Here is a 21,036-nt window from a genome sequence, read left to right on the forward strand (position 1 = left end):
ATCAGAAAACTAAATGTTTCGGTAAATTATGAAGAAGCTCTGTATTGATGATTTCTGCACAGATGGCGGGCTTTTCCCAATGTCCGTTGTGTCCGCAGTCGAGAATATAAGATTTGATATTGGTTCTGTCCGGAAGGTTTTTTATCATTGTTTCTGTTTTTACTGCGTTATCGTGTTTTCCTGCCAAAACTAAAATTTTGCAGTCAAGGTTTTCAAGAATATGCTTTTTATCGGTTCTTTCCACCATTCCTTTTACGGAAGCCAAAGCGCCCATATTGTTGGTCGATAATGCGACTTCAAGGGCGGTTTCTATTTTGCCCTCAAGAACATCTCTCTCGTTTGGGTTAAAAAGATTGGGAACTCCGGCTCGTGCGTAATGGGCAAAAGCGTCTTCAATGATCCGGTAGCTTTTGATGCGCTGCTGTTTCTTCTCTGCGTCGTCGGGTAAATAGGTAGAGAAAAATAATGTTAAACTTTTTAAGTATTCAGGATATTTCTCAGCGAATCCCAATGAAATATATCCGCCCATCGAATGCCCCAGCAGATGAATCTTTTGCAGATTCTGATCGTCCAGTACTTTTTTTACCTCTTCCGCCATGAGTTCCATGGTCTGAACTTCAGCAATGATATCTGATTGTCCGTGTCCCGGAAGATCGATTTTTAATAATGAAAAATTTTCAGAAAGGTGTGGTTCCATATCGCTCCAGATGGAAAGATTTTCCATGAAGCCATGAAGCAGAACCAATATTTCTTTTCCGTTTCCTTTTCTTTCAAAGTTCAGCATAATTCAGTAATTAAAAATGAATATCAATATAGTCAACAAATCCCGAACCATTTACCATATCCTGGAGTCTGTATGTTTTTCCGCCGTCTTTGGACATAAAGGTTTTTGGTTTGTTCCGTACATAAGGTTTGCCGTTATCGTACTCAGAAATACTTTGTGTAATGTTTCCTGAAAAATTGACGTGTTTATCCGAAACAACGTTTGCAGTACCATCAATAGTAACATAATTTTTTCCGGATCTTATTTCTCCCGAAACTTTATAACGGTCTCTTTCTCCTTCAACTTTTGTGAAATTTACAGATCCTTTTTTGTTAATTAAATTATGGGTAAATGTATGTTTTCCGCTAAAATCTCTGAACCGGTTTTTAGATTTTATGCTGTCGTTAATCTTGGTTCTCGCCGCATTGATCGAATCAATAATTTTTGTGCTGTCTGCCTGATTTGAATTGGTGGAAGCGGCTTCTTTTTTAGAACATGAAATAAATAATGCTGTAATAGCTATTGCGGTTAAAAAGTTTTTCATTGAATAAAATTATACTCAAAAGTAAATAAAAAAAGAGCATTCTGAAAATGCCCTTTAATGTTTATTTGGTTAATTCTTCATAAACTTTCTTTTCCCACGGCTTAATGTCGGTAACTCCGTAGCGTTCTTTCTTTGAAATCGCGATGTTGTCTAAAATATCTACGAAATTCTTGTAGTTAGCATCATCTGTAGGTTCAATGATGATGGTAAAATTTTCTTTTTTGGGAGCTTTGTCATAGGCTTCTGAAATAATTTTGGTAATATTAATTCCACTGAAATCAGTTTCTTTTAAATTACTTTTATTTAAATCTTCTTTAGTTTTCTGATGATAAAATACTCTATTGTCTTTTCCTAGAATAAATGTAACCTGATTATTTACATCAATATCAATTGGTGGTTTTGGTGTATGATTCGGATCTTTCGCCGGCAATCCCAGATCCATCACATTAGGTTTTGTAAAATTTGTAGTAAACATAAAGAAAGTGATCAATAGAAATCCTAAGTCTACCATTGGAGTCATGTCAACTCTGATCATTTTTTTTCTTTGTTTGCTTCCTCCTTGCTTCTCTTGTGCAATTACTTCAGCCATGATTAATAGTTTTTAAATGTTAAACAATTTTAAAATAAGAGTGTCGATTATATGCTTATTATTTAAAATTTATACAAATTTTGTACCTGAATATTGAAAATGGTATTAATTTAATATTTAATTGTTATACTTTTATTTAAATATTTTAAAATCAATCTATTAAAAAAGCCTTACCAGGAAAACTGATAAGGCTTTGTATATTTTAAAGTGAAAAACTATTTATTCTTTTTATAATAATTTACTCCACATTCAAGGAATTTTTTGAAATCTTCCTTAGGCATATATCCTGATACCGGCGTGTTGATCACTTTTCCGTCCGGAGTTACCAGAACATAATGCGGCTGGGAATTATTATTAAAATTCACCTGTTGGAACAGGCTCCATCGGTCACCAATTGTTTTTACTTTCTTCACCTGTCCGTCGCCAAGATCAATTTTTGTTTTCTGATCTTCAGGCAATTCTTCTTTGTCGTCGACATAAAGAGAGGCCAACACCACATCATTCTGAAGAATCGGTAAAATATCACTCTCACTCCATACGAATTCTTCCATTTTTCGACAGTTTTCGCAACCATAACCTGTGAAGTCAATTAAGATCGGTTTGTCTTCCTTTTTAGCAAGTTCCACTGCTTTAAAGAAGTCATGTTCAGGATGCATTCCTAGAATTCCGTCTTTTTCGTCGTGGAAATAACTTACATTTAAAGGAGGTAAAATTCCGCTCAATAACTGAAGTTTAGGACGATCAGAAGGGATCAAACCCTGAACAAGATAAATGACGAATCCTAATCCCAAAACACCGAGAATTTTTCGGGTAACAGAAATTTTAGGCTTTTTATCGTCGTGCGGGAATTTGATGATTCCGAATAAATATAATGCTAAACCTAAAGCCACAAGGACCCAGATAACAATAAACAATTCTCTTTTTAGTAAGAATGTTTTGGAAACAAGGTCTGCTTTAGATAAGAATTTCAATGCTAAAGCCAGTTCCACAAAACCTAAAACAACTTTTACCGTATTCATCCAGCCTCCTGATTTAGGAAGACTTTGCAATGCCTGCGGGAATAAAGCCAGCAATCCGAAAATGATTGCCCAAGCTAGCCCGAAACCTGCCAAAGCAAAGGTCAGCAGCATAGGAACATTAGCCGAGCCTGTCACAGCACTTCCTAATAAACTTCCTAAAATAGGGCCTGTACAAGAGAATGAAACAATTACCAATGTCAGAGCCATGAAGAAAATTCCGATAATTCCTCCTGCCTCTTCTGCTTTTGATGATTTGTTTGCAATAGAGCTTGGCAAAGTAATATCATAGTATCCGAAGAAACTTCCTGCAAAGAAAATGAATATGATGAAGAATGCGATATTCAGCCATACGCTCGTCGATATTTCGTTGAAAATATTTCCTGCAATCCCGTCAATAATGTGAAAAGGAACACTTAAGAGAACAAAAATCAGGAGAATAAAAAATCCATAAATAAAGGCATCTCTTTTTCCTTTCGCCTTATTCATGCTGCCTTTTGTAAAGAATGAGACTGTCAAAGGAATCATCGGGAAAACACATGGCGTAAGTAAAGCGATAAGCCCCCCGATAAATCCGAGGAATAGATAGGTCCAATAATTTTCATCTACTTTTGCAGCAGCAGTTCCGCAGTCTGTCAGTGGCTTTTGAAAGTCAATAGATTCTATTTTTAATTGTTTAGGATCAAGTTTTGATGTTTCTGTTACAGTGATTTCTCCTTTTGACGGATTTTCTGTTACCATTTCAATGGCTACAGGGTTTTTTACGGAATCTTTGGCAGGCTCCGTTTCTTCATCTGTCTTGGTTTCTTGAGCAGCACCTTTTGGTGTGACTTTTTGGTTGAATTCTAGAGTGTTGGGTGCTAAACAGGTGTGATCATCACAGATTTGATATGTAACTTCTCCTACTGCTTCTGTTGGTTTGGATGGATCTTTAAGCTTAAACTTTTGTTTAAAAACAACATTTCCGGAATAATATGTCAGTTTTGCGTCGAAAGCTTCAGAAAATTCCTCTTGTTTTTTTCCTGCTTCCTGAACTTTGCCGATCAGTTCAATATTTTTTCCTGATACAGTATATTTTGTAGGTATTGCCGTGTCTTTAGGGAGGATTCCCGAGTATACATGCCATCCGTTTTCAAGTATTCCACTAAGTACAGCTTCATACTGATTGTTACCAAGATCGTTAACGCTGAATTTAAATTTTATCGGATCCTTTAATTGTGCATTAATTGCTGTTGCTAAAAACAACAGAACCAATAAAAACCAGTTTCTAAGTTTCATTTTTACTTCTTATTAAAAATTTTGAGAATATATCTGGAGTTCTCATCTCCTGCATTTCTCCTGTCCTGCCTGTATGGAATCACGCCGAGTACGGAATTTTCACTGTCGGTCAGGAGCAATATTTTTTGCCTTGCTAAAATAGATATTTTTTCGTCCCTAAAAAACTTAGAAACTTTCTTTTTCCCCGAAAATCCCGAAGGATAAAATTCATCGCTGTCCTTTTGTCTTCTCAGTCGTAATGGAAAGCGGATTTTTTCAGCATCAAAATCCCACTCAAAGCTTTTATTGATTGATTCGATTTCAATTATATTTTCGAGATTAATACAAATTTGGTTTTCGGAAAAATCAAATTTTTCAATTAAAAGAATCTCTTCAGGATTATTTTTTTTCCATTTTTCATCTTCCGCCTTTCTTTCCATTAAAACCAATTCGTCATAATTTACGATCAACTGATAATCTTTAGAAAAAAAAGAACTGCCGTTTTCAGCCTTAAAAATTTTCGGAATTTCTTCTTCCTGATTAAAACCGTATTTTTTCAATATCTCAAATTTCACGAAATCACTTTCCCGATCAAGCTGATCTTTTGATAAAATTTTATGGTAGGGGTTAAATAGCGTAAGGCGATTTTCAATTTCCCGGATCTGCTGCTGTATAAAATCTTTTGCCTGGTTTAGGTATGCCGAACTTTTTTTAAAGTTTTCAAGAAAATGATCATTTGTCTCTGATAATTTAGGAACGATCTCATTTCGTATTTTATTCCTTAAATAATCATTTTTTTGATTGGAAAGATCTTCGCGGTATTCAATCTCATTTTTTTTGGCGAATGCATAAATCTCTTCTTTGCTAAAAGATAAAAGCGGGCGTAGAATATTGTTGTCATTGGCGGGAATTCCGCTTAAACCATTAATTCCGGCTGCTTTTGAAAGATTGATGATGAATGTTTCCAGCTGATCATTCAAATGATGGGCGGTGACCAGAAATTTCAGGTTTTCCTTTTCCTGAACCTGGCTGAAAAATCTGTACCTCAGTTCTCGTGCCCAAAGCTGAATCGAATGATCAGGCTTTTTATCCTCGTCAGAAACTTCATATAAATGAAATTTAATATTATTTTTATTACAAAAGTCCTGTACTGCTTTCTGATCCAGATCAGAATCTTTACCGCGGAGTTTATAATTAATGTGAGCAACCTGAAATTGTAATTCCAAATCATTAAAGCAGTGCGCTAAAACCATCGAATCTGCGCCGCCGCTTACTGCCAGAAGATAGGTTTCCGTGGCAGAAGACGGCACAAGATTTTGTAATTGATTTTTAAAGCCTGACGTTTCCAACATATATGCTGAGAATTTCTTTGTGCAAAGATAATCGATATAATTAAAATGAATTTTGCTACCTTTGGTCGTCTAAAAATGATTATTTATGAAAATTTTTAAAATCTTAGCAGTATCTGCAATGGTGTTGGGAATGACATCTTGTATCAGCAAAAAACAGTATGATGCACTGAGCTCAAATTACAAACAATGTATTGAAAACGTGGGTGAAAGACAGAGAGAGATTCAGGATCTGAAATCTCAGAACTCTGCTTTAACGAGCGAAAATAACTTACTGAAAAGTCAGCATGATGCTTTAAAATCGTCGTTGGATGCATGTCTTTCCAATACCGGGAAAAGCTCTGCTAATATTGATAAGTTGGTAGGCGAGATCAATGCTTCAAACTCATACATCAAGCAATTGATTTCCAGCAATGCTAAAAACGACAGCTTGAATTTAGCTTTATCAAACAAACTTAAAAGATCTTTGGATAACGTGGCTGACAGCGATGTTCAGGTAAAAGTTCTTAAAGGTGTGGTAATGATCTCACTTTCAGATAAGATGTTGTACAAAACAGGAGATTACAATGTATTGCCTGCAGCACAGGAAGTGCTAGGAAAAGTAGCTAAAGTAATCAATGATTACGACAAATATTCTGTATTGATCGAAGGTAACACCGATAATGCTCCTCTGAACTCTCCAAACTTACCTAGAGATAACTGGGATCTTTCTGCTCTTAGAGGTACGGCGGTTGCTAAAGTTTTACAGACTCAATTCGGAGTTGATCCTGCGAGAATTACTGCCGGTGGACGATCTGAATATAATCCTAAAGCAACAAACATGAGCGTTTCCGGAAGAGCTGAAAACAGAAGAACGGAAATCATCATCATGCCTAAACTTGATGAATTCATGAAATTGATGGACATCGCGCCAAAAAAATAATAAGAACAACATTCAATCAATACAATAAATCCCGAAGCAATTCGGGATTTATTTTTTAATCAAATTATTTCTTCTTTTTTCAATAACGAAATAATTCGCTGCAAAAATGAATTGGATGTTTCCGGCTTAGTTTTCTTAAGAGCGTGTGCTTTATCACTGGATAATGCATTTCTCTTTTTCTCATAATTAATTTGTTTTTCTCCTGCATCCATTTTTATTAGTGTTTTTACCCTGATCCAAATGTATAGCTATTTCGCCGAACGGAACATCCGTATTTTCACGGTAAATTTTATGTGGATTTTCACATGGCCAGAATCTTTAGGATTCTTTATGCTTTTTGCTTATATTTAAGTAAATTTGAATCAACAAAATTTGTACAATGAGCTTTTTTGAAGAAAAGAATCCGGAGATGGACAGGTATCTGGAAACACATGCTTCCCGGGAGCCGGAAATTCTGAAAAAGTTGAGAAGAGAAACTTACCAGAAAACTACTCAGCCACACATGATCTCCGGTTATCAGCAGGGAAGATTATTAACGATCATTTCCAGCATGATGAAACCTGAAAATATCCTTGAAATCGGAACATTTACAGGATATGCGACACTTTGCCTTGCAGCCGGACTTTCTGAAAACGGTAAAATCACTACTCTTGATGTTAATGAAGATCTGGCCTACCTTCCCAAAAAATACTTTGCGGAAAGCGGATATTCTTCTCAAATCAATTTTAAACTTCAGGATGCTAAAGAATTTTTAAAAGAAACAGACGAATTCTTTGACCTTGTTTTTATTGATGCAGACAAAGAGAATTATGCAGAATATTTCAGGCTCATTAAGCCACATACAAAATCCGGGTCTGTTGTTATGTTCGACAATGTACTTTGGTATGGTAAAGTACTGGAGGAAAACCCAAAGCAAAAATCTACACAGATCATTAAAGAGCTCAATGATTTGATTGCTGAGGATGATGACTTTGAAAATCTTATTTTACCTTTGCGCGACGGCGTAAATTTTTTACGCAGAAAATAGAATAATGCTGAGTGTAAGGCTATGATTATAAGAGTTTCTAAACCTTATCCTCAATCTAAAACCTTTAATATAAATTGATGAATAAAGGAATTTGTATTGTTACGGTAGCACCTGTACGTGCAGAAAATTCTGACAAAGCAGAAATTGTCACGGAAATACTATTTGGCGAAAGTGCCGATATTCTTGAAGTGAATAGAAACTGGACCAGAATAAAGATGCACTACGACGGCTATGAAGGATGGATGGATACCAAGCAGCTGAAACCCGTAAGTGATGAAGAGCTTTCAAATCGTAAAGTTACTGTTGTTACTGAAGACTTTGCTTCTGTGCTGATGAATGACGGGAAGACCTTGCTTTCTATGGGGTCAGAAGTTGAATTTCCTGTAGTCGCATCAAGAAGAAGCCATGACGTGCGTGAAAGCATCGCCTTAACGGCAAAAGAATTTCTGAATGTTCCATATTTGTGGGGAGGCAAAAGCTTTTTTGCGGTAGACTGTTCGGGGTTTACCCAGTTGGTGTACAAAATTCATAATATAAAATTACCCCGTGACACCTCGCAGCAGGTTGAGGTCGGTGAATCATTAACGTTTGTCGAAGAAAGCCGGCCGGGTGATCTCGCTTTTTTTGAAAATCCTGAAGGAAAAATAGTTCATGTCGGGATTATGCTGGACAACCAGAAAATCATTCATGCTTCCGGAAAAGTGCGCATCGATACGCTGGATTCTACCGGAATCTTTAACAAAGAAATGAACAAGCATACTCATAAACTGAGAGTTATAAAAAGTGTAGTTAATTAAATACCGACCGGAAATGGAAAATGTCTTTCTGCTGATATTTGATGTTTTTAATTTTGGATTGCTGGCTTTTTTATGGTGGTTTACTGTAAAGCATTACCGGAATTTACCGGAAACAATCCCTGTTCATTTCGATTTTGAAGGCAAAGCTGATAATTTTGGAAGCAAAAAATATGCGTTTTTAATGCCTATTATTGTTTCGGCGCTGTATTTACTATTTGCATTTATTGTGAGAAGTCCTGAATCATCCAATTATCCAGTAAAAATCACTGAAGAAAATGAGCATGCACAGTTTCTTATCATGAAGATATTTCTAAGATGGTTGTTCGTTCTCATTCTGTTGATCTTTCTGAATGCTCAGGATTATATGTTCAGGTATTCCTCCGATGAAAATGCAAAGCCGAAAGTTCCGTTGCCAATATCTGTATTTGCTGTCATTGGCAGTTTGATTATTTTGTTCATTTTTGTAGGTGTTTTTAAATGATTAAATCTAAAATTAATTCCGGACATTATATTTGGGGAAACGGTTGTGATAGCTGGCTTCTGAAGGATTCTGAAAATCTTTCTGTTAAGCAGGAAATAATGCCTTCAGGAACTGCCGAAAAGCTTCATTTTCATCATCATGCAGAACAGTTTTTTTATATCTTAAAAGGAGAGGCTGTTTTTTATATTAATGATGAAAAATATTCTGTAAAAGAAGGCGAAAGTATTTCCATTTTACCAAAATCAAAACATTATATTTCTAATGAATCTGAGAGCAATTTGGAGTTTTTGGTAATTTCAAATCCGTCAACGAACAACGATAGAACGGAAGTTTAAAAATTAATTAGAATGGCATTTTTCTATAATATATTTATCAGTCTGCTGATCTTCGGGATGAAGGTTTTTTCTTTATTTAATGATAAGGCAAAAAAAGGAATTCAGGGAAGAAAAGAATCTTTACAAAAAATAAAATCTGCATTTTCCAAATCTGATAAAATAATCTGGATGCACGCTGCAAGCCTTGGAGAGTATGAGCAGGGGCTTCCGGTGCTGGAAAAATTGAAAGAAAAATTACCTGATCATAAAATTCTCATCACGTTTTTTTCACCTTCCGGATATGAAAATGTTGTAAAACGAAAAACTATTGCAGATGTTATCTGTTATCTTCCTTTTGATAAAAAATCTTATGTTAAGGAATTTGTATCTGAGATGAATGTTGATATTTTCTATACGGTAAAATACGATTACTGGTACAATCTCCTGGAAGAGCTAAAACAAAATGGTGCGAAAACATACGTTATTTCAGCACTTTTCTATGACAGGCAGTCATTCTTTACCTCGTACGGTAAATGGTTTGTCAAACAGTTGCAAAAAAATATCGACTGGTTTTTCCACCAGACAGATATGTCTTATGCGCTGGCTAAAAATGCAGGTCTTACAAGATCTTCCGTAACGGGCGATACGAGGTTTGACAGGGTAAAACAATTGCACACACAGGATAATCACGTAGCATTTATCAAAGATTTTATTGGAAGGGATAAAGCTGTTGTCTTCGGAAGCTCATGGCAGGCGGAAGAGAAAATCGCAGAGGAAGTTATTCAGGGAAGTCCTTATGCAAAGCTGATTCTTGCTCCGCACGATCTGAAGAGGATTCAGCATTTAAAGCAGATTTTTCCGGATGCGATTTTATACAGTGAGATCAAAAACAAAAATGAGAATTTCCGGTCAAGAGTTTTGATCATAGACAGTATAGGTCTGCTCTCAAGATTATATTCTTATGCTGATATTGCTGTTGTAGGTGGTGGTTTTCATGATGCCGGGCTGCACAATATTCTGGAAGCGGCGACTTTTGGTGTTCCTGTGGTTTTTGGAAATCATTACCGCAAAAATCCGGAAGCTGATGAGTTGATCTCTGCGGATGGAGGAAAATCTTTTGAAACGACCGGTCTTGCTGCAGATTTTGTGATGTTTCTCATCAATAATGAGGAAACTCTTACTGCGATGTCAGCGAATGCCCGTACATTTGTGAATGAAAAACCTGATTCTACAAATCTGATTATCAGTAAAATATTATCTTAAAAAGCCCTGATTTTTTATTTCCTTAATAATTTGGTCAAAGTTTTCGGGAATTTTATCACTCGTAAGCCAGTTAAAATCGATCCCGTTATTGATAAAAAGCTTTGACAGATAATTATTCTCAAGAATTTTTCCTTTCAGCTCGTCGAGATGTTCATCGATTTCCATCCAGTAATCTGCGTCCAGTTTTTTAGTCAGAAGCAGCGCTTTCACTGTTTTATTGATGATGTAAAGATAAAGTTTGTATACATTATCAAACCGCTGGCGGCTCAGATCTTCATTGTAATCCAGGATTCTATTGATCAGCAGAAGATTAAGTGATACTTCTCCGAATTTATCTGTTGTGATCTTAACGTGTTCCGTAATTTCCGCACTGATTTTCCTGATAATGCTCAGGAAATATTTTTGATTGCTGATGTATTTTGAAGCCATTACCACTCTTTCTGCAACAATTTCCTCCATCGCATCCCTTTTGTTGTCAGTGGTCTCAGGATCAATAAGTTCAAAGTATAATTTTTCAGATAAAAGACGGTCTTTCTTTAATAGTCTGAAAATCAGCCGGTCTTTCTCTATGGATGAAAAATTACTTATGGCCTCTTTAAATTCTTTTGAATATTCCATTTTTTAAAATTAATTAAAAAATTTCGAATATTTTAAAAATCCGTTTAAAGCCCAGTTTGCGGTATAATACAACGATTTAACCGTAGAAAATCCCATAAAATCTTTATACACCAGATACTGATCTTTGATAATATTCTTTTTCTTCCGTGAAACGCTGTTTTCACGCATTCTGTATTTGGCCAGTGTTTGCTTCAAAGGATAACCTTCCGGAATTTCCTTAAGGAGATTCAGCCACATAACATGATCTTCACGTTTGCTCTTCACCGGGAAGAAAAATTTACCCACTCTTTTAGTATCATACATCGTCGAAACCGGGGCGAGCCTGCACGTCTTAAGCAAATTGGAAAACGTAACGATTGTATCTGCTTCAAAATCTTTCAGGATGGGCTGCATGGTATGTTCATCACATCGCGAATAATTGCAGTATACCAATTCCGCATTTTTTTCTTTCATATAATCGATCATTATTTCAAGATATTCAGGATACCACAAATCATCGGAATCAAGAAAGGCAATATATCTGCCCTGTGCTCTTTCAAGGCTTTTATTCCGGGCATTTCCGGCGCCTCCATTTTTTTCAAGAACCTGAAGTTTTATTCTCGGATCCTTATAATTATTCAGAATTTCAACGGTTGTATCCCGGGAAAGATCATCAGTAATCAGCCATTCCCAGTTTTTGTACGTCTGGTCAAGTACGCATTGTATTGTGTCTTCAATAAATTCCGCAGAATTGAAAGAAGGAGTGATAATGGAAACAAGATCTGTCATTTGTGTTGGATTTTATAAAAATTTTTTCTCGTAAAAATGCCATGAACAAATCCCTACTGCAACGACGACAAACATGCAAATTATTGCCATGATGTAAGGATTATAATCCTGAAAAAGTCCCAGGGTCGTAAAAACACGGATGATCGGAAAATGAAAAATGTAGATTCCATAAGTGAAATCTCCGTACTTTCCGAAATTATTTAAGAATTTAAAAGAGTAAGCAATGTACAGAACAATAATGCCAATCATAATAGGTGAAAGCAGGATGATATTAAAGATCAGATCAATCCAGACTGTCATAAGGGCGATGATAAAAAGTGTATTTTTATTCTTAATGAAAAAATCAAAATTAAAATAGATCAGCATACCCGGAATAAAATAAGAAAGTGACCCCGGTAGCTGTTTTGCAGTTGATATTTTATGTACTGATTCAAAATAATTAAGATAAACAAGTGACAGAAAATAAATGATCATCAGACTTATATTTCTGTATTTATTATTTTTTCCGAATAATAGAAAGAGCAACGGAACACAGAAGTAATAACACATTTCTATTTTTAATGTCCATAGTGCCCCGTTGACGGCCTGATTTCCAAAAACGCCTGGTAGCCAGGGTGCTTTAAAATTCAGAAAGAGAGAATTCCAGAAGAGATATTTATAAACCTGAGGGTCGCTGAAATATTCCGTAAAAGAATAAGTGCTTACCAAACTTAGCAAAGTTGCAGAAAGAAATATCACCAACAGATAAGCCGGTACAATTCTTCTTATTCTTTTTTTTAGATAACTTTTTAAACCGGAAGATCTTTCATAGCTCCTTGCAATAAGAAAACCGCTTACAACAAAAAAGCCAAAAACAGCTATTTCTATGGGACTGTATTGTAAAAATGCAAGTTCTTCAGAAACGCTTAATGTTCCCAAATGACCGAGGAAAACAATAAAAGCGAGCAGAACACGGATAAAATCAAAATTATTTTTCGTAATGGTTACCATTTGTGTTGTTTTTGCAAAAATAGTTTTTTATCAAATACAGAATATGATATACTTTAAATATTTTATTAAAACTGCTATAATACGGTATAATCATCCTGATATTTTTGAAAATATGTAACTTTATAATAATTTCTTGCAAAAAATTATTAATTAAATCAAAAAAATTATAATTTTAGCGCTTGAAAAATTTGATACATGAAGAAATTAGCATTACTTTTTGCAGGTCTATCATTATTCGCGGCGACAGGATGTAATAACGACGACGATAATACTATTGAATATCCGATTGTAGGAACGTGGCAGCCTATGAAAGTGGTTGTTACCAGTGTCCCTATAGGAGATGATCCTGTTTCAGATGCCATTACTTTTGATAGTGATTGTCAGAAAACATCAAGATGGGTTTTTGCGGCGGCAGGCACAGGAAAAAGAACGGAAAACGGCGAAGGAACGACACCAGGAACATGTCAGCCTACGTTCGACAGAAATTTTAGTTACAGCTATGACAAAGACAGTAAGGCTATTCAGTTAAAATATCAGGGAATCGTTGAGGCAGATAAAGGAAGTGTGATCACCCTGAATGATACAACCCTGAATATCAAATTCGAGGACACTTCAGACCCTACTGAATATCAGTCCCTGACCTATACCTTGAAGAGAATTCCTCAATAATAAGAGCTTCTACTCATTAAAAACTTAAAATCTCATCTCCGGATGGGATTTTTGTTTTTTTATATTTAATTCAAAATTAAATTCTATTTCTATTAAAATCATTATTTTTGTGAATCTTGATTTTTTAGAGTTAAAAGAAATTTAATCTAATATATCAAAATCTAACATCTAATATCTAATTATAAAGTGTTTTACGATCATCAGCAGATAGAAAAAAAGTGGCAGAAATACTGGGAAGAAAATCAAACCTATAAAACTTCCGACAGCACAGAAAAACCTAAATTTTATGTTCTTGATATGTTTCCGTATCCATCGGGCGCAGGGCTTCACGTGGGGCATCCGCTGGGGTATATCGCATCAGATATTTACGCGAGATACAAAAGACATCAGGGATTCAACGTGCTGCATCCGGTTGGCTACGACAGTTTTGGTCTGCCTGCTGAGCAGTACGCAATACAGACAGGTCAGCATCCTGCCGTTACCACAGAACAGAATATTACAAGATATGAAGAGCAGCTTAGAAAAATAGGGTTCTCATTTGACTGGAGCAGGGAAGTAAGAACTTCCGATCCTTCATATTATAAATGGACACAATGGATTTTCATTGAATTATTCCATTCGTGGTATAATAAAAATACGGATAAGGCAGAACCTATTTCCACCCTGATCAAGCATTTTGAAATAAAAGGCACAGAAGATTTAAATGCCAATCAAAACGACGAACTGCACTTTACTGCAGAAGAATGGAAAGAAGCTTCTGAAATCGATAAAGAAGATATTCTTTTAAACTATCGTTTGGCTTACAGAGCGGAAACAACGGTAAACTGGTGTCCTGCTTTAGGAACCGTACTGGCAAACGATGAGGTGAAAGACGGAAAATCCGAAAGAGGAGGTTTTCCTGTTTTCCAGAAAAAAATGATGCAGTGGAGCATGAGGATTTCTGCTTATTCTGAAAGATTGCTTCAGGGCTTAAAAACTCTTGACTGGCCACAACCATTAAAAGACTCTCAAGAATACTGGATCGGAAAATCCCAAGGTGCCCAGGTGAAATTTAATGTAGATGGTCATGAAGAAATTATTGAGGTTTTCACCACAAGACCCGATACCATTTTCGGAGCAACATTTATGGTTTTGGCACCGGAGAATCCTTTAGTAGAAACGATCACCACACCTGAACAGAAAGCTGAAGTAGACAGCTATATTGAAGAAACTTCCAAAAAAACGGAAAGAGACCGTATGGCTGATGTTAAAAATGTTTCGGGAGCTTTCACAGGAAGTTATGCGATTAACCCGTTCAGTAACGAAAAAATGCCGGTCTATATTTCAGATTATGTGTTGATGGGTTACGGGACAGGCGCTGTAATGGCTGTTCCGGCTCATGATGAGCGTGATCACAGATTTGCAAAGAAATTTAATTTAGAAATTAAAAAGGTTGTAGAAACAGATGAAGACATTCAGGAGAAATCTTTTGATTCTAAGGATTCCGTATGTGTGAACTCGGATTTTTTAAATGGCTTAAAATATGACGAAGCGAAAGCGCTGATTATTTCCGCGATCGAAAAAAAAGGAATCGGGCACGGAACGACAAACTACAGACAGCGTGATGCGATTTTCTCCAGACAAAGATATTGGGGCGAACCGGTTCCTATATATTATAAGGATGGAATGCCTTACACATTGCCGGTTTCTGCATTGCCGCTGGAACTTCCTGAAGTTGAAAAATATTTACCGACAGAAGATGGAGATCCACCATTAGGAAATGCTAAAACTTTCGCTTGGGATGAAGTAAACCAAAAAGTGGTTGATACCAATCTTATTGATGAAAAAACAATTTTTCCTTTAGAACTGTCTACGATGCCGGGTTGGGCGGGAAGTTCATGGTATTTCCTACGATACATGGATCCGCATGACGAAAATGTTTTCGTTAAAAAAGACCTTGCCGATTATTGGGGACAGGTTGATCTTTATATCGGAGGAAGTGAACACGCAACCGGTCACTTGTTATATTCACGTTTCTGGAATATGTTCTTAAAGGATAGAGGATATATCAGCCATAACGAGCCTTTTCAGAAACTGATTAATCAGGGGATGATTTTGGGGATGAGTGCTTTAGTTTCAAGATTCACCTTCAAAGATGACTTTAAGAGTTTTATTTCAAAAATTGAAAATCGACCACTTATAATAGATAGGATTTTAAACAACAAAGTTTATATATCCAGAAGTTATCAATTTGGACAGGAATGGTATGAAAAGATAAAAAATGGAACTTTAGTTAATGATAAATTAAAAGAAGTTGTTGATTTTATTTCTCAATATGAAGATGCTTTTCCAAAAGAAAAACTTTTTGGATTGGAAATTTTAGACCATGGTAGAAACCCACTCCCTTTCGATAGAACCCAAAATATTCATGTGGATATTTCTTTATTAAAAGGAACGACGGATGAATTAGATATAGAGAAATTTAGAACTTGGAGATCGGATTATGCAGATGCAGAATTTATTTTGGAAGAAGGAAAATACATCACCGATCGCGAAGTAGAAAAAATGTCCAAATCAAAATACAATGTCGTAAACCCTGATGACATCTGTGAAGAATACGGAGCGGACGGATTGAGATTATATGAAATGTTCTTAGGACCATTGGAGCAATCCAAGCCTTGGAACACCCAAGGACTGAGCGGAGTGTACAGTTTCCTTAAAAAATTCTGGAATTTATATTTTAATGGCGAAGTTTTTGAAGTGTCAGATGAAGAGCCGACAAAAGCAGAATATAAAGTTTTACATACTTTAATAAAGAAGGTCGTTTATGATATTGAAAATTTCTCTTTCAATACGTCTGTGTCATCATTTATGATCGCTGTAAACGAATTGCAAAAAATAAAATGTAACAAACGCAATATTTTGGAACCTTTGGCCGTTATCATTTCTCCTTATGCGCCACACATCTGTGAAGAGCTTTGGAGTTTGCTTGGTCATACAACTTCTATTGAGTTTGAAAAATTCCCGGTTCTGAACGAAGAGTATCTTGTGGAAGATGAGATCGAATATCCGATCAGTATTAATGGAAAAACAAAACATAAGCTGCCATTATCTGCACAGCTTTCTGCGAAAGAAGTAGAGGATATGGTACTTCAGGATGGAAAAGTACAACAGTTCTTAGAAGGTAAGACCCCGAAAAAAATCATTGTGGTACCGGGCAGAATAGTGAACATCGTAATTTAAATAAAAATTAACATTGGCAAATTAAAAAAAATGAAGGCTTATATTTTTTAAATTTTTAACGTAAATGTTAAATTTAGGAATTATTGCCAAAAAAAGAGAAAATAATTATAATATCGAAATCGTATTAAAATTTTATTGTCAAAAAAAACAGAAATGTTTATTTGAGACTATTGCATTTTAATTAATTTTGCCTTTAATTTACACCCTGTAAAATTTTAAAACAATATAATTTAGTTAAATATGGAAATGAATGTTTCAAAAAATGATGAGCAAGTAGTTGCTAGAAAAGCGGGAGGTTTAAACCCAGCTGTTATTATTCCTATTATCTTAGCTATAGGAATTTGTATTTATTTATTCGTTTTGGGTAGCCCTGGAAATTTTAAAGATGCTGACAAATTAGGAGCAGGATCTGTAGCGTTTTCAGATGTTGAAGGAAAAGACATTCACCCAGATTCTTTCTTAGGAATTATCTACAAAGGAGGGGTTATCGTACCAATCTTGATTACTTTCATGATTACTGTAATCGTTTTCTCTTTTGAAAGATATTTCGTGCTTAGCAAAGCTGCAGGAAAAGGAAACTTAGACAACTTCGTTGTACAGGTGAGAAGCTTACTAAACCAAAACAAAATCGATGAAGCTTTAGAAGAGTGCGACAGACAACAAGGTTCTGTTGGTAACGTAGTAAAAGAAGGTCTTACTACTTACAAAGCTTTATCTCATGATACTACGCTTAACAAAGAGCAGAAAATGGTAGCGCTTAACAAAGCAATTGAAGAAGCTACTACTCTTGAAATGCCAATGCTTGAGAAAAACATGATGATCCTTTCTACTTTAGGTACTGTTGCAACGTTAGTAGCACTTTTAGGTACGGTAATCGGGATGATCAAAGCGTTCTTTGCATTAGGTTCAGGAGGTGGTACTCCGGATGCAGCTGCACTTTCTACAGGTATCTCTGAAGCCTTGATCAACACAGCTTTAGGTATCGGTACTTCAGCAATCGCTATCATCCTTTATAACTTCTTTACTTCTAAAATCGACGGATTAACTTATAAGATCGATGAGATCGCAATGAGTATCCAACAGTCTTTCGCTGAATTCAACTAAGAATTTCCAGCAAAGAATTTGCATTAAGTAAAAAGAAGTCTAATTAAAAATCATTAACAATAATGGCGAGAGTCAAACCAAAAAGACATGGAGTAGTGACGGATATGACGGCAATGTGTGACGTTGCGTTCCTGCTGCTTACATTCTTTATCTTGACCACTCAGTTTAAAAAACCTGACGTGGAGCAGATCAAACCGCCATCTTCAATATCAGAGAAGTTACTTCCTGATGCAAGTTTGATGACCATCAACGCTACGCCGGACGGAAAATTTTATTTCCAGCCTGTAGAAAATGCATCAGAAAGATTACAGCTTTTGGATAATATGGGTAAAAAGTACGGCGTTACTTTTGACAATAAAGAAAAAGCTGCATTCCAGAAAGTACAAGCAATCGGCGTTCCTATGAACCAGCTGAAAAGCTATCTCGATTTGCCAGATGACGCGCAGAAGAATTTCAAGAGTCCTACAGGGATTCCTATGGATAGTACAAATAAGCAATTAGTTGACTGGGTAAAAGAAAGTTTAGCCGTAAATCCTGATTACAAACTGGCAATCAAGGGTGACGTTACAACAGAATATCCAAAAGTAAAAAGCTTATTTGAAGGTTTAAGAGATATCGATTTTCTTAAATTTTGGTTGATTACATCACAAGAAGGTAAACCTAACGAATAATATCGATTAGAAATGGCAGAAGTACAAGTACAGGAAAAAGGCGCCAAAGGCGGCAAGGTACGTTCCAAGAAACAGAGTACCAGAGTCGATATGACTCCGATGGTGGACTTGGGTTTTCTATTGATTACCTTCTTTATGTTCACAACCACATTCTCTAAACCGAATGTAATGGATTTGGGTCTTCCGGCAAAACCGAAAGATGAAACAAAAAAACCACCTCCAACAGAAATTAAACTTTCTAACTCCATCTCCTTGTTATTAGGAAAAGACAATAAGGTTTTCTGGCATCAGCAGGATAATACATCCTTAACAGACCAGAATCTTAATGAAACTACTTTTGATAGAGAAGGAATCAGAAAGGTTATCACGCAAGCAGAAGCAAATGCGGCAGATAAATCCAAATTTACAGTGATTATCAAGCCTACTGACGATGCTGTATATAAAAACTTTGTAGATATTCTTGACGAAATGGCAATTACTAAGATTGAGCGATACGGGGTTACCGATCTTAAGCCTTGGGAAAAAGCCATTTACGATAAAAAGGTTGGGAATTCCGGAGCTGCAGCAGCACCGGCTACTAAGTAATTTAAACCATAAAATTGTAAATCTATGGCAAATGAAAATATATACGATCCAAATCTTACTTTAGATGAGATTGTATTTGAAAATAGAAACAAGGAATATGGTGCGTACGATTTAAGACATCAGTATCCAAAACTTCTGACAAAGTCTTTCATTGTTGGGACAGCATTATTCCTTATTGCGGCATTGTCTCCATTTATTTATCTTACGATCAAGAGACTTACTGAGCCTGAAAAGCAGGAAGTTAAAGCAGATTTAGTAGAGATTCTACAGGAAGATAAAATTATTGAGCAGCCAAAAGAAGAAGAACCACCTCCACCACCTCCACCTCCAAAAGAGGAAGAGAAAATTGAAATTATTCAGAACGTGGTTCCTGAGCCTGTAAAAGCTCCGAAAATTGAAACTCCACCACCTCCAATTTCTAAACAGTTAGAAACAACAACAGGTCTGGTAAATCAGGAAGGTGTAAAAGCTCCGGCATATACACCTCCGCCACCACCGCCATCAACTGGTACGAGGACTTCTACAGCTGAAGTTAAACCTCAGGTTAATGAAAACCAGGTTTATACAGAAGTTGAGCAGACTGCAGAATTCCCTGGAGGAATCAATGCCTTTAGAAATAAAGTAGCAAGTAACTTTGACGGTTCTGCAATGAATGGGGATGAAGGTACTGTGAAAGCTGAAGTAACTTTCGTTGTTGAAAGAGATGGAAGTATCACAGACGTTAAGGCAAGCGGATCAAACTCAGACTTCAATGCTGAAGCGATCAGAACGATCAAGTCTATTAAAAATAAATGGACTCCTGCCAAAATCAACGGACAATCTGTACGTTATAGATTCAGATTACCTCTGACTATGAATTTTGAAGGATAATTTATCTTTAAATAATAATTAAAAAAGAGAAGCATATGCTTCTCTTTTTATTTTTTTTGGTATTTTTGTTATATGATGTTCAATTGGTTATCCCTTATTACGGGATTATTCTATATCGTTTTGGGAATTGTTGTAATTCTTTACAAATTCTTTTTTACCATCCTGGAACCCGGGGTTGCCTATGCATTAGGTGCTTTACTTATCCTGTACGGTATTTTTAGAATTTACAGAGCGATTTCAAAAATTAAAAATTCAGGTGATGAAAAATAGTATTAAAATTGTAATGCTATTTTTGATTAGTGTTATAACTGTTTCTTGTAAAAAAGAGGAAAAATCCCCTTCCTATCATAAGGGAGAAATGACTATTCTTACGGATGAATCATTTAAAAGTGTTACTGAAGCACTGGCAGAGGGATATATGATTAATTATCCCGATACTAAAATTAAGGTTGTTACTAAAAAAGAAGATCTTGGTTTTTTAGATTTACTAAAAGATAAAGCAAGAATCGTTGTAATGTCCAGGGACCTGTCTCCTGAAGAAATTAAGACTTACGAAGAACAGGTTGATCTAAAGTTTCTTCCTGCAAGATTTGCTGCTGATGCTGTCGTTTTTGTTGTTCCTAAGGATTCTCCGAAGGAAAGTATTTCAATGAAAGAAATAGAGCAGGGAATGCAGTCCGATAAAAAAGAATTCATTTTTGACGGTGTCAATTCTAGCAATCTGAATTTTGTCGCTCAAAAGCTTAAAAAACAGCCCAAAGATTTAAAATTTTCTATTATTCCCGGTAATAAAAATATTATCGAAGAGCTAAACAAATATCCTGACAAAATTGGCGTTATTGGTCTTAATACGTTTAGCAGACCTTATGATAAGGAATCTGAAGAATTAAGAAATATGGTTAAAATTCTTCCTGTGGAAAGTAATGGGAGATTATATACAACTGATTTTGAAAATCTTCGAAAAATGAATTATCCGTTTACCAGAATTTTGTATTTTTTAACAAATGAGGGTAATTTTAATATTGCTAATGGCTTTATACGATACTCCTGCACACAGCTGGGACAAATGATTGTGCAGAAAGAAGGTCTGCAGCCGTATAATCTATACAGAAGGGAAGTACAGATGCGTTAAAATATATTAAATTAACATGTTAACCCAAAATAAATCATTATTTTGGTCTGAAAATTGTGTACAATATAAATCGAAATTTAGATTA

At 35.7% G+C, this 21,036-nt stretch carries 23 protein-coding genes; 14 read left to right on the forward strand and 9 right to left on the reverse strand.

Annotated elements, in window-relative coordinates; all coding sequences use genetic code 11:
• Position 1 precedes the first annotated feature (1 nt).
• The 5 genes from AC3WV0_RS05870 to tilS form a co-directional block, all read right to left on the reverse strand.
• Positions 2-784 (reverse strand): alpha/beta fold hydrolase, encoded by a 783-nt coding sequence (locus tag AC3WV0_RS05870; protein WP_488844837.1) that lies wholly within the window; start codon positions 782-784, stop codon positions 2-4.
• Positions 785-794: 10 nt separating this feature from the next.
• On the reverse strand, positions 795-1,307 hold the full coding sequence (locus AC3WV0_RS05875; protein WP_488844839.1) for a hypothetical protein: 513 nt from the start codon (positions 1,305-1,307) through the stop codon (positions 795-797).
• 61 nt (positions 1,308-1,368) lie between these two features.
• Complete coding sequence (locus AC3WV0_RS05880) at positions 1,369-1,896, reverse strand: biopolymer transporter ExbD (RefSeq protein ID WP_488844841.1); 528 nt, start codon at positions 1,894-1,896, stop codon at positions 1,369-1,371.
• A 215-nt stretch (positions 1,897-2,111) separates the two neighbouring features.
• Entirely contained in the window at positions 2,112-4,190 is a 2,079-nt protein-coding gene (locus tag AC3WV0_RS05885; protein WP_488844842.1) for a protein-disulfide reductase DsbD family protein, read from the reverse strand.
• Positions 4,191-4,192: 2 nt separating this feature from the next.
• On the reverse strand, positions 4,193-5,521 hold the full coding sequence (tilS, locus tag AC3WV0_RS05890) for a tRNA lysidine(34) synthetase TilS (RefSeq protein WP_488844844.1): 1,329 nt from the start codon (positions 5,519-5,521) through the stop codon (positions 4,193-4,195).
• Between the two features lie 85 nt (positions 5,522-5,606).
• On the opposite strand from tilS, the gene AC3WV0_RS05895 reads away from it, so the two are divergent.
• Positions 5,607-6,440: an OmpA family protein gene (locus tag AC3WV0_RS05895; protein ID WP_066440732.1), complete on the forward strand. Its 834-nt coding sequence runs from the start codon at positions 5,607-5,609 to the stop codon at positions 6,438-6,440.
• 59 nt (positions 6,441-6,499) lie between these two features.
• Here the strand turns inward: AC3WV0_RS05895 and AC3WV0_RS05900 are convergent, their stop codons facing one another.
• A complete protein-coding gene (locus AC3WV0_RS05900; RefSeq protein ID WP_488844847.1) occupies positions 6,500-6,652 on the reverse strand; it encodes a hypothetical protein in 153 nt (50 codons plus the stop codon).
• Between the two features lie 167 nt (positions 6,653-6,819).
• On the opposite strand from AC3WV0_RS05900, the gene AC3WV0_RS05905 reads away from it, so the two are divergent.
• The 5 genes from AC3WV0_RS05905 (at position 6,820) to AC3WV0_RS05925 (ending at position 10,322) form a co-directional block, all read left to right on the forward strand.
• Complete coding sequence (locus AC3WV0_RS05905) at positions 6,820-7,467, forward strand: O-methyltransferase (RefSeq protein WP_488844849.1); 648 nt, start codon at positions 6,820-6,822, stop codon at positions 7,465-7,467.
• Between the two features lie 77 nt (positions 7,468-7,544).
• Entirely contained in the window at positions 7,545-8,264 is a 720-nt protein-coding gene (locus AC3WV0_RS05910; RefSeq protein ID WP_488844851.1) for a C40 family peptidase, read from the forward strand.
• Positions 8,265-8,277: 13 nt separating this feature from the next.
• Positions 8,278-8,745 (forward strand): DUF1648 domain-containing protein, encoded by a 468-nt coding sequence (locus AC3WV0_RS05915; RefSeq protein WP_488844853.1) that lies wholly within the window; start codon positions 8,278-8,280, stop codon positions 8,743-8,745.
• Positions 8,742-9,080, forward strand: a complete 339-nt coding sequence (locus AC3WV0_RS05920; protein ID WP_488844854.1) for a cupin domain-containing protein — start codon at positions 8,742-8,744, stop codon at positions 9,078-9,080. The genes AC3WV0_RS05915 and AC3WV0_RS05920 overlap by 4 nt, the downstream gene beginning before the upstream one ends.
• A gap of 12 nt (positions 9,081-9,092) precedes the next feature.
• Positions 9,093-10,322: a 3-deoxy-D-manno-octulosonic acid transferase gene (locus AC3WV0_RS05925; protein ID WP_488844856.1), complete on the forward strand. Its 1,230-nt coding sequence runs from the start codon at positions 9,093-9,095 to the stop codon at positions 10,320-10,322.
• Here AC3WV0_RS05925 and AC3WV0_RS05930 read toward each other — a convergent pair.
• Genes AC3WV0_RS05930 through AC3WV0_RS05940 form a run of 3 tightly spaced genes read right to left on the reverse strand, consistent with a single transcriptional unit; the run spans position 10,314 to position 12,698 of the window.
• Entirely contained in the window at positions 10,314-10,940 is a 627-nt protein-coding gene (locus AC3WV0_RS05930) for a deoxyuridine 5'-triphosphate nucleotidohydrolase (RefSeq protein ID WP_488844858.1), read from the reverse strand. The two genes, AC3WV0_RS05925 and AC3WV0_RS05930, sit on opposite strands and share 9 nt — an antisense overlap.
• 9 nt (positions 10,941-10,949) lie before the next feature.
• Complete coding sequence (locus tag AC3WV0_RS05935; protein ID WP_488844860.1) at positions 10,950-11,708, reverse strand: glycosyltransferase family 2 protein; 759 nt, start codon at positions 11,706-11,708, stop codon at positions 10,950-10,952.
• A 12-nt stretch (positions 11,709-11,720) separates the two neighbouring features.
• Positions 11,721-12,698: an acyltransferase family protein gene (locus tag AC3WV0_RS05940; RefSeq protein ID WP_488844862.1), complete on the reverse strand. Its 978-nt coding sequence runs from the start codon at positions 12,696-12,698 to the stop codon at positions 11,721-11,723.
• 195 nt (positions 12,699-12,893) lie between these two features.
• Between AC3WV0_RS05940 and AC3WV0_RS05945 the strand changes: the two genes are divergently transcribed.
• The 8 genes from AC3WV0_RS05945 (at position 12,894) to AC3WV0_RS05980 (ending at position 20,951) form a co-directional block, all read left to right on the forward strand.
• The gene (locus tag AC3WV0_RS05945) at positions 12,894-13,367 is read left to right on the forward strand and encodes a lipocalin-like domain-containing protein (protein WP_488844864.1); all 474 of its coding nucleotides are present in this window, start codon (positions 12,894-12,896) and stop codon (positions 13,365-13,367) included.
• A gap of 186 nt (positions 13,368-13,553) precedes the next feature.
• Positions 13,554-16,589 carry a leucine--tRNA ligase gene (locus AC3WV0_RS05950; RefSeq protein ID WP_488844866.1) on the forward strand — a complete coding sequence of 1,012 codons (3,036 nt, stop codon included), beginning with the start codon at positions 13,554-13,556 and terminating at the stop codon, positions 16,587-16,589.
• 240 nt (positions 16,590-16,829) lie between these two features.
• Positions 16,830-17,693 (forward strand): MotA/TolQ/ExbB proton channel family protein, encoded by an 864-nt coding sequence (locus tag AC3WV0_RS05955; RefSeq protein WP_488844868.1) that lies wholly within the window; start codon positions 16,830-16,832, stop codon positions 17,691-17,693.
• 62 nt (positions 17,694-17,755) lie between these two features.
• Positions 17,756-18,364, forward strand: a complete 609-nt coding sequence (locus AC3WV0_RS05960; protein ID WP_488844869.1) for an ExbD/TolR family protein — start codon at positions 17,756-17,758, stop codon at positions 18,362-18,364.
• 12 nt (positions 18,365-18,376) lie between these two features.
• Positions 18,377-18,949: an ExbD/TolR family protein gene (locus tag AC3WV0_RS05965; protein WP_488844871.1), complete on the forward strand. Its 573-nt coding sequence runs from the start codon at positions 18,377-18,379 to the stop codon at positions 18,947-18,949.
• A gap of 24 nt (positions 18,950-18,973) precedes the next feature.
• The gene (locus AC3WV0_RS05970) at positions 18,974-19,819 is read left to right on the forward strand and encodes an energy transducer TonB (protein ID WP_488844873.1); all 846 of its coding nucleotides are present in this window, start codon (positions 18,974-18,976) and stop codon (positions 19,817-19,819) included.
• A gap of 72 nt (positions 19,820-19,891) precedes the next feature.
• Positions 19,892-20,089: a DUF308 domain-containing protein gene (locus AC3WV0_RS05975; RefSeq protein WP_312899908.1), complete on the forward strand. Its 198-nt coding sequence runs from the start codon at positions 19,892-19,894 to the stop codon at positions 20,087-20,089.
• Positions 20,079-20,951 carry a PstS family phosphate ABC transporter substrate-binding protein gene (locus tag AC3WV0_RS05980; protein ID WP_488844875.1) on the forward strand — a complete coding sequence of 291 codons (873 nt, stop codon included), beginning with the start codon at positions 20,079-20,081 and terminating at the stop codon, positions 20,949-20,951. Before AC3WV0_RS05975 ends, AC3WV0_RS05980 begins: the two co-directional genes overlap by 11 nt.
• Positions 20,952-21,036: the final 85 nt, after the last annotated feature.

The organism is Chryseobacterium sp. 27AL, assembly GCF_057815395.1.

Excerpts from the sequence above, each read along its gene's own strand:
- AC3WV0_RS05935 (WP_488844860.1), bottom strand. The coding sequence starts at position 11,708 with ATGACAGATCTTGTTTCCATTATCACTCCTTCTTTCAATTCTGCGGAA.
- AC3WV0_RS05915 (WP_488844853.1), top strand. The coding sequence starts at position 8,278 with ATGGAAAATGTCTTTCTGCTGATATTTGATGTTTTTAATTTTGGATTG.
- AC3WV0_RS05895 (WP_066440732.1), top strand. The coding sequence starts at position 5,607 with ATGAAAATTTTTAAAATCTTAGCAGTATCTGCAATGGTGTTGGGAATG.
- AC3WV0_RS05960 (WP_488844869.1), top strand. The coding sequence starts at position 17,756 with ATGGCGAGAGTCAAACCAAAAAGACATGGAGTAGTGACGGATATGACG.
- tilS (WP_488844844.1), bottom strand. The coding sequence starts at position 5,521 with ATGTTGGAAACGTCAGGCTTTAAAAATCAATTACAAAATCTTGTGCCG.
- AC3WV0_RS05910 (WP_488844851.1), top strand. The coding sequence starts at position 7,545 with ATGAATAAAGGAATTTGTATTGTTACGGTAGCACCTGTACGTGCAGAA.
- AC3WV0_RS05875 (WP_488844839.1), bottom strand. The coding sequence starts at position 1,307 with ATGAAAAACTTTTTAACCGCAATAGCTATTACAGCATTATTTATTTCA.
- AC3WV0_RS05905 (WP_488844849.1), top strand. The coding sequence starts at position 6,820 with ATGAGCTTTTTTGAAGAAAAGAATCCGGAGATGGACAGGTATCTGGAA.
- AC3WV0_RS05970 (WP_488844873.1), top strand. The coding sequence starts at position 18,974 with ATGGCAAATGAAAATATATACGATCCAAATCTTACTTTAGATGAGATT.
- AC3WV0_RS05930 (WP_488844858.1), bottom strand. The coding sequence starts at position 10,940 with ATGGAATATTCAAAAGAATTTAAAGAGGCCATAAGTAATTTTTCATCC.
- AC3WV0_RS05980 (WP_488844875.1), top strand. The coding sequence starts at position 20,079 with ATGAAAAATAGTATTAAAATTGTAATGCTATTTTTGATTAGTGTTATA.
- AC3WV0_RS05920 (WP_488844854.1), top strand. The coding sequence starts at position 8,742 with ATGATTAAATCTAAAATTAATTCCGGACATTATATTTGGGGAAACGGT.
- AC3WV0_RS05870 (WP_488844837.1), bottom strand. The coding sequence starts at position 784 with ATGCTGAACTTTGAAAGAAAAGGAAACGGAAAAGAAATATTGGTTCTG.
- AC3WV0_RS05900 (WP_488844847.1), bottom strand. The coding sequence starts at position 6,652 with ATGGATGCAGGAGAAAAACAAATTAATTATGAGAAAAAGAGAAATGCA.
- AC3WV0_RS05965 (WP_488844871.1), top strand. The coding sequence starts at position 18,377 with ATGGCAGAAGTACAAGTACAGGAAAAAGGCGCCAAAGGCGGCAAGGTA.
- AC3WV0_RS05940 (WP_488844862.1), bottom strand. The coding sequence starts at position 12,698 with ATGGTAACCATTACGAAAAATAATTTTGATTTTATCCGTGTTCTGCTC.
- AC3WV0_RS05945 (WP_488844864.1), top strand. The coding sequence starts at position 12,894 with ATGAAGAAATTAGCATTACTTTTTGCAGGTCTATCATTATTCGCGGCG.
- AC3WV0_RS05955 (WP_488844868.1), top strand. The coding sequence starts at position 16,830 with ATGGAAATGAATGTTTCAAAAAATGATGAGCAAGTAGTTGCTAGAAAA.
- AC3WV0_RS05925 (WP_488844856.1), top strand. The coding sequence starts at position 9,093 with ATGGCATTTTTCTATAATATATTTATCAGTCTGCTGATCTTCGGGATG.
- AC3WV0_RS05880 (WP_488844841.1), bottom strand. The coding sequence starts at position 1,896 with ATGGCTGAAGTAATTGCACAAGAGAAGCAAGGAGGAAGCAAACAAAGA.
- AC3WV0_RS05975 (WP_312899908.1), top strand. The coding sequence starts at position 19,892 with ATGATGTTCAATTGGTTATCCCTTATTACGGGATTATTCTATATCGTT.
- AC3WV0_RS05885 (WP_488844842.1), bottom strand. The coding sequence starts at position 4,190 with ATGAAACTTAGAAACTGGTTTTTATTGGTTCTGTTGTTTTTAGCAACA.